This is a genomic window from Catenulispora sp. MAP12-49 (assembly GCF_041262705.1).
Classification (GTDB): domain Bacteria; phylum Actinomycetota; class Actinomycetes; order Streptomycetales; family Catenulisporaceae; genus Catenulispora.
On record NZ_JBGCCP010000016.1, the window covers coordinates 84,429 to 100,682 of the forward strand.

Genomic DNA, 16,254 nt, shown 5'->3' on the forward strand with positions numbered 1-16,254 from the left:
GAACCGCCCGGCCGTGACACCACCGCCACGGCCGGGCCTTGGGGGAGACCGACATGGACACAGCGGTGAAAGCTCCTACTCAACCCGGGTCGCTCCTTGACGCGGCCCGCGAACTGAGCACGCACCCGGAACGCGTGAAGCGCCTGCGCGCCCGCTTCCTGGCCGTGCTCGTGGCCTGCTGCGCGGGCCTGGGCGCCTGGATCGTCTACCTGGCCTTCTCGATGCCGACCGGGTACCAGTCGAAAGCCTGGTCCGCCGCATGGGTCGGCTTCGACATCCTGCTGCTGCTGGCCCTGACCGGAACGGTCGTGGCGGCGATGCTGGGCCGGCAGATCGTGGTGATGTTGGCGGTGTTCACGGCGACCCTGCTGTTGTGCGACGCCTGGTTCGACATAGTCCTGGACTGGGGAACCTCCGACGTCTGGCTGAGCGTGGCCTCAGCGGTGTTCATCGAGGTACCGCTGGCGCTGTTCCTGCTTTTCCGCGCACGCCGGCTGGTCCGAGTCGCGCTCCAGCGGCGCTGGCGCGAACTCGGACTGCCCGGCGATCCCCCGGCGCTGTACCGGATTCCGCTGTTCTACGCCGGTGAGGCGGTAGCGGAACCGGCAGCGGCGGCAGCAACATCTGACACGGCTCTGAGCGACTGAGCATCCAGCCGGCACCCAACCTGCATCCAACCCGGCATCCAGCCGCCGGATCAGAGGCTGGCGGCGGTGATGTCGCCGTGCGAGGTGGTGGCCTTGACGGTCAGACCCGCGGCGGCGCCGTCGGTGTTCCGCAGCCCGTTGTCGATCCGGCCGTGGGCGGTCCCGGCGTCCAGGATCCCGGACACGCCGCGGGCGGCGGTGACCGACAGGTCGCCCATGTCGGTGTGGAGCTCGACCAGGCCGGACTGAGCCTCGGCGATGGCGATGTCGCCCTTGCCGTTGCGGATCCGCGCCGGGCCGGACAGCCGGGCGATGGAGACGTCGCCGGTGTGCACCTTCAACCGCACGCTTTCGGCCTCCTCGACACTGACGCTGCGGTAGCCGCCGTCGAAGACCACCTCGCCGAGCCGGCCGGCGGTGTGCAGTTCGGCCGCGCCGGCCTTGCCCTCGATGCGCGAACCGGCCGGCAGTTCGATGGTCACCCGCAGAGCGCCGGAGCTGCCGAGCACCCGGTTGGCCTCGGCGGTGGTGATGCTCAGCACGCCGTCGCGGAACTCGATACCGGTCTGCTGGACAGCCTTCACGTCGCGCCGCTTCGAGGCGTCGGCGGGCAGGACCTCGACCCGGGTGTCGGTGCGCTCGGTGGCGATCAGACGGACGCTGCCGGCCGGGATGTCCAGGCTGACGAAGACCGGGTTGGGAGTGGCGAAGTTCTGCATGATGTGCTCCTTGGTTTCTCACCTCGGCGGGCCCGTCCGGCCCGCTCTCACATCTCCAATGTCGGCCCACGCGCTGACGCGGCCCTGACCCCGCCCTGACCCGGTCCTGACACCGCCGCTGACACGGAACACCGCCCCCGGCCGGTGAGAGTGGGCGGGGGCGGTGCGGTGGTGAAGCGGTGGTGAGGCTGGGTATCGGGTCAGTCGAAGACGAGGTCGAACTGCTCGGCCGAGCTGATCGACGTCTGGCCGGCGATGAGCGGCGACGCTCCGCCGTTGGGCGCGGTCACGATGTCGTTGTTCGCGTGGGCCCGCAGGCTCACGCTCCCGATGCCGTTGGCGATGAGGTCGAACTCCTCCCACGGCCCGATCGAGGTGCGGTTGGCGATCAACGGCGAGGCGCCGGCGTTGTCAGCGGTCACGATGTCGTTGTTCGCGTGCGCGCGCAGGCTCACGCTGCCGTCCGTGTTGGGGATCAGGTCGAAGGTCTCCCAAGGCCCGACCGCGGTGCGGTTCGCGATCAACGGCGAGGCGCCGGCGTTGTCAGCCGTCACGATGTCGTTGTTCGCGTGCGCGCGGAAGCTGACCGGGACGGTGTCCTGGACGAGGTCGAACTCCTCCCAGGGGCCGATCGAGGTGCGGTTGGCGATCAGCGGAGAGGCGCCCGCGTTGTCAGCGGTCACGATGTCCTGGTTGGTGAACGAGCGCAGACTCACGCTCCCGTCCGGGTTGTGGATCAGTCCGAACACCTCCCAGTTGCCGACACCGCCCCGGTTGGCGATCAGCGGCGCGGCCCCGTCGTTCTCGGCGGTGACCCAGTCGCCGACGGACAGGGACTTCAGGTTCACCGTGCCGTCGGTGCCGGTGACCATCTCGAACTCCTCGGCCCTGCCGATCGAGGCGGCGTCCGCGATCAGCGAGGTGGTGCTGTCGGGCGCGTCGACGTAGTGGCCGTTGGCGTGGGCCTTGAAACTGACCACCGAGGCGCTGGTGGAGAACGTCGTGGTGTTGTTGGCGTAGCCGGCCGCGGTGACGTTGGCCTGGACCGCGTTCTCGGTCGCGTCCGAGGGGAACCCGGCCGTGACCGCGCCTTCGAAGAACTCGCCCTTGCCCAGGTCGCTGTTGTCCCCGCCGGTGCCCAGCTCGATGGAGGGCTGCACCTTCATCGGGTTGTAGCCGTTGGGCAGTGCTCCGGAATAGGCCTGTGTCAGCCCGCCGGATTGTCCGCTGCCGTATTTGAGCGTGAAGTTGGTTGTGCCGTTGTTCTTCTCCCAGGCGGTCACGAACGAGCCGGTCTCGCTGGGGATGTTCGGCGGGTTCGGGCCGGCGGCGCTGAAGTACATGCCGTTCTCGATGTCGCCGCCGACCCACGGGCCGGTGCCCGTGCAGCCTCCGGTCCAGCAGGCGGTTCCGTAGTAGATCGCGTTCATGGTCGCGTTGCCGTCGTCGCTGTCGTTGGTCTCGGCTGAGCCGAAGTCGAAGCAGCAGCTGCCGCTCGTCAGGTTGGACGAGGTCAGCATGTACTCGCCCTCGGGCTGCGAGCCGGTGGGCACGTTCTTGGCGGCATTGTTGCGATACCCGGTGCCGACGGTGTTGACCAGCACGCCGTACGCCGGCTGGCCGCCGACGGTCACGGGCAGCGCCATGGCGTTCGCGCCGATGTCCGAGCCGTTCGGGCCGGGGCCGCCCAGGCCGTTCGAGCAGCCGGAGCACGACTTGCCCGGGGAGATCGGCAGGTTGTTGGCGTTGGAGGTCTGGTCGTACAGAAGCGTGATGGTGCAGGTGGTCCCGGAGCAGAAGGACACCTGCGGCGCCGAGTTGGCCACCCCGCCGACCGATTCCAGGCCGATGTTCAGGGTGCTGTTGTCCGAGGCGCGCTGGATTTGGTAGAGCGGGCCGTTGTAGGAGGCGAACATCGCGCGCGTGGTGCTGTACGCGGCCTCACACGGCGCGTTGCCCGACGCGTAGATGTCGCACGGCGCAGCCGTGGCCGCCGCGGCTTTCGTCGAGGTTGTGCCGAAGACCGGCACCGCGACGGCTATGGCCATCGCGATCAGGAACGCGGCCACCAGCCGCGTTCCACGTCGGAGTCTTGGTGGGACGAACACGGACACCTCCATCGGATCAGGCTTTTGATTTCGGGCTGGTGTTGCGCACATGTTTCGTCTGACTATGGGTGTAAGTCAAGACTCTGAGCCGGTCTTCGAGCCTTGGTTTCACACAACTCCGATGGATCACCGCCCACTGCTTGACGAGGGTGCGGATCGCGAGTTCAATCACGACGTGAATTAAGTCCCTCCGAACCCGTCCGAGGCAGGAGAAAATGGGACGCTTTCGCATCACGAGACTGACGCTCGGCCTGGCAGTGGTGTCCGCCCTGGCCTTGGTCGGCGGGCCCTCCATCGCCCACGCCGCAGGCGGGAGCCCTTACGGCGGAACAGCGGCCGCGGTTCCCGGGACGGTCCAGGCCGAGAACTACGACACCGGCGGCCAAGGTGTGGCCTACAACGTCACCGGCACCAACGGCTCGGCCAACAGCTACCGGTCCGACGGCATCGACCTCGAAGCCACCACCGACACCGGCGGCGGATACGACGTCGGCTGGACCGCGACCGGGCAGTGGTTCGACTACACCGTGAACGTCGCGGCGGCCGGGACCTACACGGTGAGCCTCAGGCTCGCCTCACCGAACGGCGTGACCGACGGCCTGCACATCGCCAACTCCTCCGGGACGAACCTGTCGGGCTCGGTGAACGTGCCGGCGACCGGCGGCTGGCAGACCTGGGCGACCGTGACCACCAGTGTCACGCTCCCCGCCGGGCAACAGACGCTGGTCGTGGACCAGGACAACGGCGGCTGGAACCTCAACAGCCTGGCCTTCGCCAGCAACGAGGGTCCCTACGGCGGGACGGCCGCCGCGATACCCGGCACTGTGCAGGCCGAGAACTACGACACCGGCGGCCAAGGTGTGGCCTACAACGTCACCGGCACCAACGGCTCGGCCAACAGCTACCGGTCCGGCGGCATCGACCTCGAAGCCACCACGGATACCGGCGGCGGATACGACGTCGGCTGGACCGCGTCCGGACAGTGGTTCAAGTACACGGTCAACGTCGCGACGGCGGGCACGTACACCGTCGGCCTCCGCCTGGCCTCGGTCAGTGGCGTGACCGACGGGTTGCACATCGCCGACGCCTCGGGCACCAACCTCTCCGGGAACGTCACCGTCCCGGCGACCGGCGGCTGGCAGACGTGGACGACGGTCTCGGCCACCGTCACGCTTCCGGCCGGGCAGCAGACCCTGACCGTCGCCCAGGACAACGGCGGCTGGAACCTCAACAGCCTGGCCTTCGCCGCATCGGCCTCCGGGATCGACACCTCGGCCTGGTACGAGGTCGTGAACCAGAACTCGGGCCTGTGCGCGAGCGCGGCGGGCAGCGGCACCGCGGACGGCACCGCCGTGCAGCAGGCGGCGTGCACCGGCGCGTCGAGCCAGCTTTGGCAGTTCGTCCCGGTGGCGGCCGGCGAGTACCAGGTCCTGAACCAGAACGCCCAGGCCGGCGGCGAGAGCTGGAACATCACCGGTGGCGTGACGGCCACCGCGGCCGGCGCGCTTTTGCAGACCTGGCAGTACGGCGGCACGAGCAACACCAACGAGTTGTTCGCGGCGCACCAGCAGACCAACGGCGACTACACCTTCGTGGCCGACAACTCCGGCCTGTGCGTCGACACCCCCGGCGCCTCCACGGCCGGCGGGGTGCAGCTGGACCAGAACACCTGCAACGGCACCAGCGCGCAGGCGTTCAACCTCGTGGTGCCCACCGGCGGCTGCGGGACCTCCTGCGGCGGGACGCCCGACTTCGGTCCCAACGTGTTCGTCATGGACCCGTCGATGTCCTCCTCGACCATCCAGAACCAGATCAACTCGGTCTACAACTCGCAGCAGAGCAGCGAGATGGGTTCGAACCGCTACGCCATCCTGTTCAAGCCGGGCACGTACAACGTGGACGTGCCGGTCGGCTTCTACACACAGGTGCTCGGCCTCGGGCAGTCCCCGACGCAGACCACGATCACCGGCGGCGGTGTGCACGCGGACGCGAACTGGAACGGCGGCAACGCGACCATCAACTTCTGGCGCGACGCGGAGAACCTGACCAGCTCCCCCTCCTCCGGCAGCACGGTGTGGGCCACCTCGCAGGCCACCCCGCTGCGCCGGATGGACATCAACGGCTCGCTGGCGCTGTCGCTCAACGGCTACTCCTCCGGCGGCTTCATCGGCGACTCGGTGGTCACCGGCCAGGTGAACTCCGGCAGCCAGCAGCAGTACATGCTGCGCAACGACCAGTTCGGCAGCTGGGCCGGCGCGAACTGGAACATGGTCTTCACCGGTTCGACCGGCGTGCCGGGCAACAGCTTCCCGAACCCGCCGGACACCTCGGTCGGGACCACGCCGACGATCTCGGAGAAGCCGTACCTGTACGTCGACGGCTCGGGCAACTACAACGTGTTCGTGCCGAGCAACCAGGCCAACCGCTCCGGCACCAGCTGGAGCAACGGCAACACCCCGGGCAGCTCGCTGCCGATCAGCTCGTTCCACATCGCCAAGCCCGGCGACAGCGTGGCGACCATCAACGCCGCGCTGGCCAACGGCCAGAACCTGCTGTTCACCCCGGGCGTCTACCAGGTCAACGGCACCATCAACGTGACCCGGCCGGACACCGTGGTGCTCGGGCTGGGTCTGGCCACGCTGGTCTCCAACGGTGGCAACACGATCCTGTCCACCGCGGACGTCAACGGCATCCGGATCGGCGGGCTCATCTTCGACGCCGGCACGACCAACTCGCAGACGCTCGTGCAGATCGGCCCGTCCGGATCGAGCGCGAGCCACGCGAGCGACCCGACCGTGCTGTCCGACGTGTTCGCCCGCATCGGCGGCGCGACGGTCGGCTCGGCCACGCAGACGCTGGTGGTCAACAGCGCCAACGTGATCGGCGACGACCTGTGGCTGTGGCGCGCCGACCACGGCAACGACGGGACCGTCGGCTGGACGGCCAACACGGCCGCCAACGGCCTGGTGGTCAACGGCGCGAACGTCGCGATGTACGGCCTGGCCGTCGAGCACTACCAGGCGGTCCAGGTGCAGTGGAACGGCAGCGGCGGGAAGGACTACTTCTACCAGAGCGAGATGCCCTACGACGTGCCGGATCAGGGTTCGTGGATGGACGGCTCGGCGCGCGGCTACCCGTCGTTCGCGGTGTCCGGCTCGGCCACCGGCTTCCAGGGGTACGGGCTCGGCGTGTACTGCTTCTTCAGCACCAACAACAGCGTGGTGTCGGACAACGCGTTCACGTCGGCGGCCTCCGGAGCGGGTTGGCACGACCTGGTGACCGTCTCGATCACCAACGCCGGCGCGATCGAGGACGTGATCAACGGGGTCGGCGGTGCGACGCCGACCAACACGTCCGCGGTGGATGTGACCAGTTATCCGTGAGCGCCCTGAGCGCCGTCTGAGGCTGGACGGGTCCGATGGGGCCCGTCCAGCCTTCTTCCGTGGCGGGTGGGATCAAGGCGGGAACATGGCGGGACCCTGCGCTGTTGGCCGCGAATGTCCCTGTGTGATCGAACTTCGGAAGGTGGGACGCCATGATGCGGGCGATGGTTCTCCAGGAATTCGGCAGTGCGCTGGTCCCGGTGGAGCAGGAGGTGCCCCAGGCCGGCGCCGGCGAGGTCCTGGTGCGCGTGGAGGCCAGCGGGGTGAATCCGCTGGACACCAAGATCCGGGCCGGCCGGGCGGCGCACGCCCAGACGGAGTTGCCCGCCGTCCTGGGCCTGGACCTGGCCGGGGTCGTGGAGGAGGTCGGGGCGGGGGTCACCGGCTTCGCGCCGGGGGACGAGGTGTACGGGTTGACCGGCGGTGTCGGCGACCTTCAGGGGTCGCTCGCCGAGTTCGCCGCCGTCGACGCGCGCCTGCTCGCCCGCAAGCCGCACAGCATCGGGATGCGCGAGGCCGCCGCACTGCCCCTGGTGGTGATCACCGCGTGGGAGGGGTTGATCGACCGGGCCGACGTGCAGCCGGGGGACAAGGTGCTGGTCCACGGCGGCGCCGGCGGGATCGGGCATGTCGCGGTGCAGCTCGCGCGGGCCCGGGGCGCCGAGGTGTTCGCGACGGGTTCGGGCGCCAGTCTCGACGTCATCCGCGGGCTCGGGGCCACACCGATCGACTACACGGTGGGCGACGTCGAGGCGTACGTGGCGGAGCACACCGGGGGCGAGGGCTTCGACGTCGTCTTCGACACCGTCGGCGGGGCGACGCTGGACGCCTCGTTCGCGGCGGTGCGCACCTACACCGGGCATGTCGTCAGCGCTCTGGGTTGGGGGTCGCACAGCCTCGCGCCGTTGTCGTTCCGCGGCGCCACGTATTCCGGCGTCTTCACGTTGCTGCCGATGCTGACCGGCAAGGGCCGGGAGCACCACGGGGAGATCCTGGCCGCGGTGAGCGAGCTGGTCGACCGGGGACTGCTGCGGCCGCGGCTGGACGAGAAGGTCTATCCGCTGGCCGAGGTCGCCGCCGCGCACGCCGCGGTGGAGTCGGGCGCGCGGCAGGGGAAGGTCGTGGTGAGCGTCCGCGGCTGAGGCCCGGCCGGGCCCGGCCGAAGCCTGACCGAAGCCTGATCGGCCCCAGGCCAACACTCGGCGAAGGGCCGATGAATTCCGCGTTCAGGCAGGTCCCGACCAACTAAGGATGCCCTAAGCTCAGCGGCGAACCCGTTCCGGACGCTCGCCACGATGGGGCTCCCCTTGTCCAAGATCCTGCCCAGACTGGCTTCGCCGAAGGTCGTCCTGCCGCTCACCGCCGTCGCGGTGGCGTGCGCTGCGGTCGCCGGCACGGCCCTGCACCACTCGCCGGCCAAGCCGAGGTACGCCGCCGGGCTGCCGGCCGACGCGCTGACCGTCGACGCCTACGACTGCGGCGCCGACTGGACCTCGGCCAAGCCGGGCAAGCAGAACCTGCTCATCGCCAACACCGGCATCGAGACCACCGAGGTGTACCTGGTCGATCCGGGCAGCGGCGCGATCTACGGCGAGCTCGTCGGCCTGGCCCCCGGGACCACCGACCAGATGCCGGTCGTGCTCGGCGACGGCACCTACGCCCTGCGCTGCTGGCCGGCCGACGCCGACCCGGTCACCGGGCCCGGGGTCCACGTCACCGGCAGCGCGCCGGCGGCGATGGCCGGGACGGTGACGCCGGGCGTGCTGCCGGTCTCGCGCGAGGACCTCACCGGACCGGTGAAGCAGTATCAGGCCTACGTCGAGGACGGGCTCAGCAAGCTCAAGCCGCTGGTCCAGAAGCTCCAGGCCGACCTCGCCGCCGGCAACCTGGACGCCGCCCGCGCCGACTGGGTGCCCGCGCACCAGCAGTACGAGCGGCTCGGCGGCGCGTACGACGCCTTCGGCGACCTCGGCGACGCGATCGACGGACTGCCCAGCGACCTGCCGGGCGGGGTCGGCGACTCCGGCTTCGGCGGCTTCCACCGCCTCGAGTACGGACTCTGGCACGGCCAGAGCGCCGCGGACCTGACCGGCCCGGCCGCCGACCTGGCGAGCTCGGTGGACAAACTGGCGGCCCAGTTCCCGACCGCGCAGATCGACCCGCTGCAACTGGGCCTGCGCACCCACGAGATCCTCGAGGACGCGGTCCGCTTCGAACTGTCGGGCCAGAGCGACCAGGGCAGCGGCACGACGCTGGCGACGGTCGACGCGAACATCGACGGCACCCAGGCCCTCCTGGGCATCCTGCGGCCCCTGCTGACGCCCCGCGACCCGGACCTCCCCCGCATTGACAGAGCGCTGACCCGCCTGCGCACCCTGGCCGAGGCCCAGCACCGGCCCGACGGTTCCTGGACCCCGCTGGCGCAGCTGACGACGGCGCAGCGCGAGGCGCTGAACTCGGCGGCGGGCGGCGCGGTGGAGCTGCTGGCGCCGGTGGCGACGATCTGCGAACCGCGGCTGGACAAGTCGTGACGGCGGTCCTGATGCCGAAGCTCACTCCCCTCGAAGCGCTTGCCCTGCACCAGCCGGCGCCCGGCGACGATCCGCGAACCGCGGCTGGACACGTGCTGACGACGGTCCCGACACCGAAGCCCACCCCGCTCGCCGAAGCGCTTGCCCTGAGGCTGTCGGCGCCAAAGCCCACTCCCCTCGAAACGCTCGCTCTGCACCAGCCGGCGCCCGGCGACGATCCGCGAGCCACGACTGGACGAGTCCTGATGGCGGCTCCGATACCGAAGCCCACTCCGCTCGAAGCCCTTGCCCTGCACCAGCCGGCGCCCGGCGACGATCCGCGAGTCACCGCTGGACGAGTCCTGATGACCGCCCCAGTGCCGAAGCCCACTCCCCTCGAAGCGCTTGCTCTGAACCAGATCTCACCAGGGAGCACCCGATGACCGCCTCGATCGGCCGCCGATCCCTGCTCCGCGCCGCCGGTATCGGCGGGGCCGCGGCAGCCGCCACCGCCGCCGGGACCGGGGTCGCGCTGACCCGCGAGACCGCATCGGCCGCCGCTGTGGCCGACGGTGCCGCGCCGGCGCCGCCTTCGTTCCGGGGGCCGCATCAGGCCGCGGTGCTGCGGGGGGCTTCGCCGTCGACGATCATGCTGGCGCTCGATGTCACCGCGACCGACAGGGCCGGGCTGGCCGAGTTGTTCCGCACGCTGACCGCGCGGGCCTCGTTCCTCACCGCCGGCGGGCTGCCGGATCAGGCCGGGGTCGCCGGGCCGCCGACCGATTCCGGGACGCTGGGGCCGGAGGTGGCCGCCGACAACCTCACCGTGACGCTCGGGGTCGGGGCCTCGTTGTTCGACGACCGGTTCGGGCTGGCCGCGCGCAAGCCCGCCGGGCTGTTCCCGATGCCGGTCTTCCCCAACGACGACCTGGACCAGGCGCAGTGCCACGGCGACCTGAGCCTTCAGCTGTCCGCCGACCACGGCGACACCGTGCTGCACGCGCTGCGTGACATCATGCGCAGCGTCCGCGGCGCCGCGCAGATCCGGTGGCGCATCGACGGTTTCGTCAGCCCGCCGCGTCCTTCCGGGACGCCGCGCAACCACTTCGGCTTCATGGACGGCACCGCCAACCCCGACGTCGCCGACGCGGCGCAGATGAGCCGGCTGGTGTGGGTGGACCCGGCGAGGAACCCGGCGTGGGCGGTCGGCGGCAGCTATCTGAGCGTGCGCCTGATCCGGATGCTGACCGAGTTCTGGGACCGGGTCTCGCTCGGGGAGCAGGAGAACATGTTCGGGCGGCGGCGCGGCAGCGGGGCCCCGCTGTCCGGGCACGTCGAGACCGACGCCCCGGACTACTCCAACGACGCCACCGGCGAGACGATCCCGCTGACCAGCCACATCCGCCTGGCCAATCCGCGCAGCGCGGCCACCGACGCCTCACGGATCCTGCGGCGCGGCTACAACTACGACCGCGGTGTGGACGCCAACGGCAACCTCGACATGGGCCTGATCTTCACCTGTTACCAGCAGGACATCAAGCGGCAGTTCGAGACGGTGCAGAACCGCCTGAGCGGAGAGCCGCTGGACGATTACATATCGCCGTTCGGCGGCGGGTACTTCCTGGTACTCCCCGGGGTTTCGCCCGGTTCGGACTTTTTCGCCTCGGGGCTCCTGACCTGAAGATTCGCGGGGCTCGTGCCTCAGAATTCTCATGAGATTCCCAGCAAGTTCACTGCGGTTGTCGAGACTGTCCCCGGAAAGCAGGCAAGGCCGTCTCCAAGGAAGAGAATCCGATGTCGCAGAGCAAGAAACGACTGATCCGCCGGAAGTGGGTCCTGCCCGCCGCCGCCGCCGCGGTGCTCGGTCTTGTCGCCACCCCGAGCGCCTTCGCGTCCGGCTACAACTGGCACCACGGCCACGACGGGAGCGGCGACAACCGCACCAGCACGCCGATCAAGCACGTGGTCGTGCTGTTCGACGAGAACGTCTCCTACGACCACTACTTCGGCACCTACCCGAAGGCCGCCAACGACGGCCAGGGCACGCCGTTCACGGCGAAGAAGGACACGCCGAAGTCCAACGGGCTGACCCCGTCGCTGCTGACGGCCAACCCGAACCAGTACAACCCGCAGCGGCTCTCGCCGAGCCAGGCGCTGACCTGCGACCAGAACCACGGCTACACGGCCGAGCAGAAGGCGTCGGACAACGGCAAGAACGACGCCTACGTCCAGAACACCGACGTGTCGACCTGCACCGGCCAGCCGATCCTCTACGGCGCCCCGGGCCTGGTCATGGACTACTACGACGGCAACACCGTCACCGGCCTGTGGAACTACGCTCAGAACTACGCGATGAGCGACAACGCCTACAGCGACGTGTTCGGCCCGTCGACCCCCGGCGCCCTGAACCTGATCTCGGGCCAGACCTACGGCGCCACCGCGGTGAACTCCACCACGGGCCAGCCGGTCACCGCCTCGTTCATCGGCTCCCCGAACGCCTCCGGCGTAGGCACGCTGTACACCGACGCCGACCCGGCGTACGACGACTGCTCGGACAACGGCCACGCGTCGACCTCGCCGCTGGCCGCGCTGTCCGGCCAGAACGTCGGCGACCTGCTGAACAAGAAGAACGTCACCTGGGGCTGGTTCCAGGGCGGCTTCGCGCCGACCACCGCCGCGAGCGCCTCGGCCAACGGCTACGCGCAGTGCGGCGCCACCTCCAAGAACATCGGCGGCAACTCCTCCGCCGACTACTCCCCGCACCACAACCCGTTCGAGTACTACAAGTCGACGGCGAACCCGCACCACCTGCCGCCGACGAAGCCGTCGATGATCGGCAAGACCGACCAGGCGAACCACGAGTACGACCTGACCAACTTCACCACCGCGCTGAACACCGGCAACCTGCCGGCCGTCAGCTTCCTGAAGGCGGCGGAGTACCAGGACGGCCACGCCGGCTACTCCGACCCGCTGGACGAGCAGAACTTCGTCGCGACCGAGATCAACGCGATCCAGAAGTCCGCGGACTGGAAGGACACGGCGATCATCGTCGCCTACGACGACTCCGACGGCTGGTACGACCACCAGTCCGGCAAGGTCGTCAGCGGCTCGAACACCGCGCTGGACGCTTCCGCCGCCTGCACCGCGGCCGCTCCGGCCAGCGGCCAGGCGGACCGCTGCGGCGTCGGCCCGCGCCAGCCGTTCCTGGTGATCTCGCCCTTCAGCAAGCAGAACTACATCAGCCACAACCAGATCTCCCAGGCCTCGATCCTGCAGTTCGTCGAGAACAACTGGTGCCTGGGCCAGGTCGGCAACGGGTCCTTCGACCGCACCGCCGGCTCGATCGACGGCATGTTCAACTTCTGGGACCAGGACGTCCGCAACAAGGTCATCCTGAACCCGACCACCGGCGCCGTCGTCTCGCACCGGTAGTCACCCCCGCCGGCTGTGAAGGCCGGTGAAGCAGAACCGGACCATCGGCGCCCGGGCCCTCAGAAGGTGTGAGGGCCCGGGCGCTGTGTAATCACCCCGGGGGATGAGCGACACAGAGAACTGATGGCCGATGCAAGGCCCGACCCGGCGCAGCAGGCTGACGGCATGAACCGAACCAGCACACGACGCAGGACGCTCTGCCGGGCCGGTGCCGTCACCGCCGCCACGGCGCTGGTGATGGCCGCGGCCGCGACCGGTGCCGAAGCCGAGGCCAGAAGGTCGCCGGTCGACGGCGTATGGCGGATGGACGGCTACGGAGCGGTCCTGGACGTCGAAGGCGGCACCGTCGCGTCCTACGAGACCACCGCCATCAGCTGCCTGCCGGACTTCACCGGCGACCAGGTCGGGGCGAGCGGGCCTCATGGGGCTACGACTTTCGCAGTGGGGACCACGCAGTTCACGCTCCGCCCCGAACAGCACGTGCAGGCGCTCGCGATGACGATCCAGGAGTCGGTCGGGACCCGGCACCTCACGCGCCTGCCCGCGCTCCCCGCCCGGTGCTCGCAGCCGACCCCCGCCGATCCGCGGACCGTCTTCGACGTCTTCTGGCAGACCTACCAGGAGAACTATCCGTTCTTCGCCGCGCGCGGCATCAGCGGCATCGACTGGCAGGCCACCGGGAACCGTTTGCGGGCCGAGATCACCCCGACGACGACCGACGCCCAGCTCTTCCAGATCCTCACCGAAGCCTTCGCCCCGCTGAACGACGCCCACACCGCCCTGACCGACGGCACCACGATGGTCTCGCCGTCCCGGCCCGGCACCATCGATCCGAGCCGCGCCTACGACCTCTCGATCAAAGCCTTCATCCAGGCCCACGACCTCACCACGCCGCTGCAGGAATGGGGCCGAGGCCACATCGCCTACGCGGACCTCCCCGGCGGCATCGGCTACCTGCGCTTGTCCTCGTTCGCCGGCTACACCAGTCCCGACGACAGCGGCGGCTTCTCGGCCGACGAAGCCGAACTCACCAAGGCCCTCGACGCGATCTTCACCCCTGAGCGGACCCAGGGGCCGAACGCCTTGCGCGGCCTGGTCATCGACGACCGCGTCAACGGCGGCGGCTCCGACGTCCTCGCGTTGGACGTCGTCTCGCGCCTGACCGCGAAGCCGTACACCGCCTACTGGAAGAAGCACCGCGACGACCCGGACGATCCGACCGTCTTCAGCAGTCCCCAGCCGATCCGCGTCGCCCCGGCGGACAAACCGGTCTACCGCGGCCCCATCGCGTTGTTGGCCGGCGGCTCGACGGTGAGCGCGGGCGAGACGTTCGCGCAGGCGCTGATGGGCCGCTCCCCCGCCCCGGTCCGCATCGGCGAGAACACGCAGGGCTCGTTCTCCGACACACTGAACCGGGTCCTGCCCAACGGCTGGGAGTTCGAGCTCCCGAACGAGGAGTATCCGGTCTCGCGCACCGGCCCCACCTTCGACATCACCGGGATCCCGCCGCAGATCCGGATCCCCGTGTTCCCGCCGGAGGAGATGGCGGCCGGCAAGGACACGGCGTTCACCGAAGCGGTGGCGCTGCTCAGTTGCCCGAAGGGCGCGGGCTGAGAAACCAAGACCGCGAGTCACGGTCCGCCGGTCAGGTCACCGGTTCCAGAGATCGGCGGATGTCAGCCGCCCCGGATCGGCGTACAGCTCGGTCCAGTCCAGAACGTCGTCGGCGACGCTCTCCCAGCCGGGGGCATTCAGGGTGTGGTGACACCCGTCCGGGTATTCGAGGTAGCTGGTGACCGCGTCCGACTTCCAATAGCGGCGCGCGGTCGCCTCCACCGACTCCGGCGGCACACTCCGGTCCGCCCCGCTGCCGACCAACAGCAACGGCGCCCGCAAGGACGAGCGGTAGTCGATCGCCATGGGATCGGCACGGCGCGACGGCAGCGCGCCGCCGAAGACCCGCACCCGCTTTGTGGGAATCCGGGGCGGATTGACGGCGACACCCGCCGCGCCGTAGCCGCGATCGAGCAGCATCTGCACGATCACCCCGCCGAAGCAGTGGCCGATCAGCACCGGCGGCTGTGGCACCGTCAACAGCAGCCGCTCGTAGTAGGTGACGACCGACGCGACCTGCTCCCAGTCGCGCGGTCCGAGGCAGTCCTCGGAGGTCGCCAGCGGCACGCCGGTGGCGATGACGCTGTACCCGCGCGCGGTGTAGCGGGACATCCAGCCCTGCCAGTCCATGGTCGTGACACAGGTACCGCCGATCAGCACGACGGTCTCCGGCTGCGTCGGGGGCGTCATCACGCGGCCTCGGCCTGCGAGGCGGCGGACTCCCGGGCCCGGCCCGCCGCGATGTCGACGCGCGACAGGCCGCCGCGCGGCCGGCGCAGCTGCGCGATGCGCTCCTGGCTGGTCGTGCCGCCCCAGATGCCGTGCTCCTCGCCGACGGCCAGCGCGAAGCGCGCGCACTCCTCGCGCACCGGGCAGGTGTCGCACACCGCCCGGGCGAGCCGTTCCCGCTCGCGCCGGGCGAACCCGCGCTCGCCGGACGGCGAGAAGAACCGTGCACTGTCGGAATCCCGGCAGGCGGCGGACTCCTGCCATTCCCACAACGCGGCTATCGGCCGCAGCCCCGAACCGTTCATGGTCATGATCCCCTCTCCGCTGTCACCGCGAGGTGTCGTGGCTCTCCCACGTATGGATCATGCTAGGAAGCGGCAGGTGGGCCTGGCTTCCGTCATATGACTCGTGATGATTCGGCAGATGGCCGGCGGCCGGGGGCCCGGCACGGGCCCGTCTCACGCCCGGCTCAGTCATTCGACCGTCAGTGAAACGTCACGATGGACGACTTCCGCGCGCAGGTCGAGGCGGTCTTCTACGGCACGGTCCTGGTCGCCAAGGCGGTCCTGCCGATCCTGCGCGCGCAGGGCTTCGGCCACATCATCCAGGTGACTTCGGTGGGAGGCCGCATCACCGCGCCGGGTATGAGCGCGTATCAGAGCGCGAAGTGGGCTGTGGAGGGCTTCTCCGGCGTGCTGGCCAAGGAGGTCGGCCCGCTGGGCATCAAGGTGACGCTGGCCGAGCCCGGCGCCATGCGCACCGACTGGGGCGGCAGCTCCATGGACATCCCCGAGTTCGACCCGGCTTATCAGGGCACTGCCGGCGCGTTGGAGACCTACGTGCGTTCCCGCACCGGCAAGGAGCCCATCGACCCGGTCAGGGCGGCCAAGGCGCTGCTGACCATCGCCGGGGAGCCCGAGCCGCCGCTGCACCTGCTGCTCGGACGCGACGCGCAGAGACTCACGGCGCAGGCGCTCCAGGACGCCGCCGCCGAGGACGAGCGCTGGGCCCACATCGGGGCGAACGTCGACTTCCCCGAAGGCGAGTAGGGCGTCGGCCGGCGCCGGTCGGCGTCGGCCCACCTCACACCGACAGCACCGGCGACATCGCGT

General features: G+C 69.9%; 12 protein-coding genes. 8 read left to right on the plus strand and 4 right to left on the minus strand.

Annotation, left to right across the window (positions count from 1 at the left end):
- Positions 1 to 53 precede the first annotated feature (53 nt).
- On the plus strand, positions 54 to 647 hold the full coding sequence (locus ABIA35_RS26855; RefSeq protein ID WP_370359748.1) for a hypothetical protein: 594 nt from the start codon (positions 54 to 56) through the stop codon (positions 645 to 647).
- 50 nt (positions 648 to 697) lie between these two features.
- Here ABIA35_RS26855 and ABIA35_RS26860 read toward each other — a convergent pair whose 3' ends face one another.
- Positions 698 to 1,366, minus strand: coding sequence for a DUF4097 family beta strand repeat-containing protein (locus ABIA35_RS26860; RefSeq protein WP_370359749.1), 669 nt, complete (start codon positions 1,364 to 1,366; stop codon positions 698 to 700).
- A gap of 200 nt (positions 1,367 to 1,566) precedes the next feature.
- The gene (locus tag ABIA35_RS26865; protein ID WP_370359750.1) at positions 1,567 to 3,435 is read right to left on the minus strand and encodes an arabinofuranosidase catalytic domain-containing protein; all 1,869 of its coding nucleotides are present in this window, start codon (positions 3,433 to 3,435) and stop codon (positions 1,567 to 1,569) included.
- A gap of 254 nt (positions 3,436 to 3,689) precedes the next feature.
- Between ABIA35_RS26865 and ABIA35_RS26870 the strand changes: the two genes are divergently transcribed.
- The 6 genes from ABIA35_RS26870 (at position 3,690) to ABIA35_RS26895 (ending at position 14,413) form a co-directional block, all read left to right on the plus strand.
- Positions 3,690 to 6,857: a carbohydrate-binding protein gene (locus ABIA35_RS26870; protein ID WP_370359751.1), complete on the plus strand. Its 3,168-nt coding sequence runs from the start codon at positions 3,690 to 3,692 to the stop codon at positions 6,855 to 6,857.
- Between the two features lie 155 nt (positions 6,858 to 7,012).
- On the plus strand, positions 7,013 to 7,999 hold the full coding sequence (locus ABIA35_RS26875; RefSeq protein ID WP_370359822.1) for a zinc-dependent alcohol dehydrogenase family protein: 987 nt from the start codon (positions 7,013 to 7,015) through the stop codon (positions 7,997 to 7,999).
- 153 nt (positions 8,000 to 8,152) lie between these two features.
- Positions 8,153 to 9,388, plus strand: coding sequence for an EfeM/EfeO family lipoprotein (locus ABIA35_RS26880; RefSeq protein WP_370359752.1), 1,236 nt, complete (start codon positions 8,153 to 8,155; stop codon positions 9,386 to 9,388).
- Between the two features lie 418 nt (positions 9,389 to 9,806).
- Positions 9,807 to 11,048: an iron uptake transporter deferrochelatase/peroxidase subunit gene (efeB, locus tag ABIA35_RS26885; RefSeq protein WP_370341963.1), complete on the plus strand. Its 1,242-nt coding sequence runs from the start codon at positions 9,807 to 9,809 to the stop codon at positions 11,046 to 11,048.
- Positions 11,049 to 11,161: 113 nt separating this feature from the next.
- Positions 11,162 to 12,799 (plus strand): phospholipase C, encoded by a 1,638-nt coding sequence (locus ABIA35_RS26890; RefSeq protein WP_370359753.1) that lies wholly within the window; start codon positions 11,162 to 11,164, stop codon positions 12,797 to 12,799.
- 165 nt (positions 12,800 to 12,964) lie between these two features.
- Complete coding sequence (locus ABIA35_RS26895) at positions 12,965 to 14,413, plus strand: S41 family peptidase (protein ID WP_370359754.1); 1,449 nt, start codon at positions 12,965 to 12,967, stop codon at positions 14,411 to 14,413.
- Positions 14,414 to 14,449: 36 nt separating this feature from the next.
- Here ABIA35_RS26895 and ABIA35_RS26900 read toward each other — a convergent pair whose 3' ends face one another.
- Both ABIA35_RS26900 and ABIA35_RS26905 read right to left on the minus strand, forming a co-directional pair.
- Positions 14,450 to 15,103 carry an alpha/beta hydrolase gene (locus tag ABIA35_RS26900; RefSeq protein WP_370359755.1) on the minus strand — a complete coding sequence of 218 codons (654 nt, stop codon included), beginning with the start codon at positions 15,101 to 15,103 and terminating at the stop codon, positions 14,450 to 14,452.
- On the minus strand, positions 15,103 to 15,453 hold the full coding sequence (locus ABIA35_RS26905) for a WhiB family transcriptional regulator (RefSeq protein WP_370341967.1): 351 nt from the start codon (positions 15,451 to 15,453) through the stop codon (positions 15,103 to 15,105). Before ABIA35_RS26905 ends, ABIA35_RS26900 begins: the two co-directional genes overlap by 1 nt.
- 189 nt (positions 15,454 to 15,642) lie before the next feature.
- Here ABIA35_RS26905 and ABIA35_RS26910 point away from each other — a divergent pair, with 189 nt between their 5' ends.
- Positions 15,643 to 16,191 carry an SDR family NAD(P)-dependent oxidoreductase gene (locus ABIA35_RS26910; RefSeq protein ID WP_370359756.1) on the plus strand — a complete coding sequence of 183 codons (549 nt, stop codon included), beginning with the start codon at positions 15,643 to 15,645 and terminating at the stop codon, positions 16,189 to 16,191.
- Positions 16,192 to 16,254 lie beyond the last annotated feature (63 nt).

Coding starts and splice junctions, on each gene's coding strand:
- ABIA35_RS26855 (WP_370359748.1), top strand. CDS start 54: ATGGACACAGCGGTGAAAGCTCCTACTCAACCCGGGTCGCTCCTTGAC.
- ABIA35_RS26860 (WP_370359749.1), bottom strand. CDS start 1,366: ATGCAGAACTTCGCCACTCCCAACCCGGTCTTCGTCAGCCTGGACATC.
- ABIA35_RS26870 (WP_370359751.1), top strand. CDS start 3,690: ATGGGACGCTTTCGCATCACGAGACTGACGCTCGGCCTGGCAGTGGTG.
- ABIA35_RS26875 (WP_370359822.1), top strand. CDS start 7,013: ATGCGGGCGATGGTTCTCCAGGAATTCGGCAGTGCGCTGGTCCCGGTG.
- ABIA35_RS26880 (WP_370359752.1), top strand. CDS start 8,153: ATGGGGCTCCCCTTGTCCAAGATCCTGCCCAGACTGGCTTCGCCGAAG.
- efeB (WP_370341963.1), top strand. CDS start 9,807: ATGACCGCCTCGATCGGCCGCCGATCCCTGCTCCGCGCCGCCGGTATC.
- ABIA35_RS26890 (WP_370359753.1), top strand. CDS start 11,162: ATGTCGCAGAGCAAGAAACGACTGATCCGCCGGAAGTGGGTCCTGCCC.
- ABIA35_RS26895 (WP_370359754.1), top strand. CDS start 12,965: ATGAACCGAACCAGCACACGACGCAGGACGCTCTGCCGGGCCGGTGCC.
- ABIA35_RS26900 (WP_370359755.1), bottom strand. CDS start 15,103: ATGACGCCCCCGACGCAGCCGGAGACCGTCGTGCTGATCGGCGGTACC.
- ABIA35_RS26905 (WP_370341967.1), bottom strand. CDS start 15,453: ATGACCATGAACGGTTCGGGGCTGCGGCCGATAGCCGCGTTGTGGGAA.
- ABIA35_RS26910 (WP_370359756.1), top strand. CDS start 15,643: ATGGACGACTTCCGCGCGCAGGTCGAGGCGGTCTTCTACGGCACGGTC.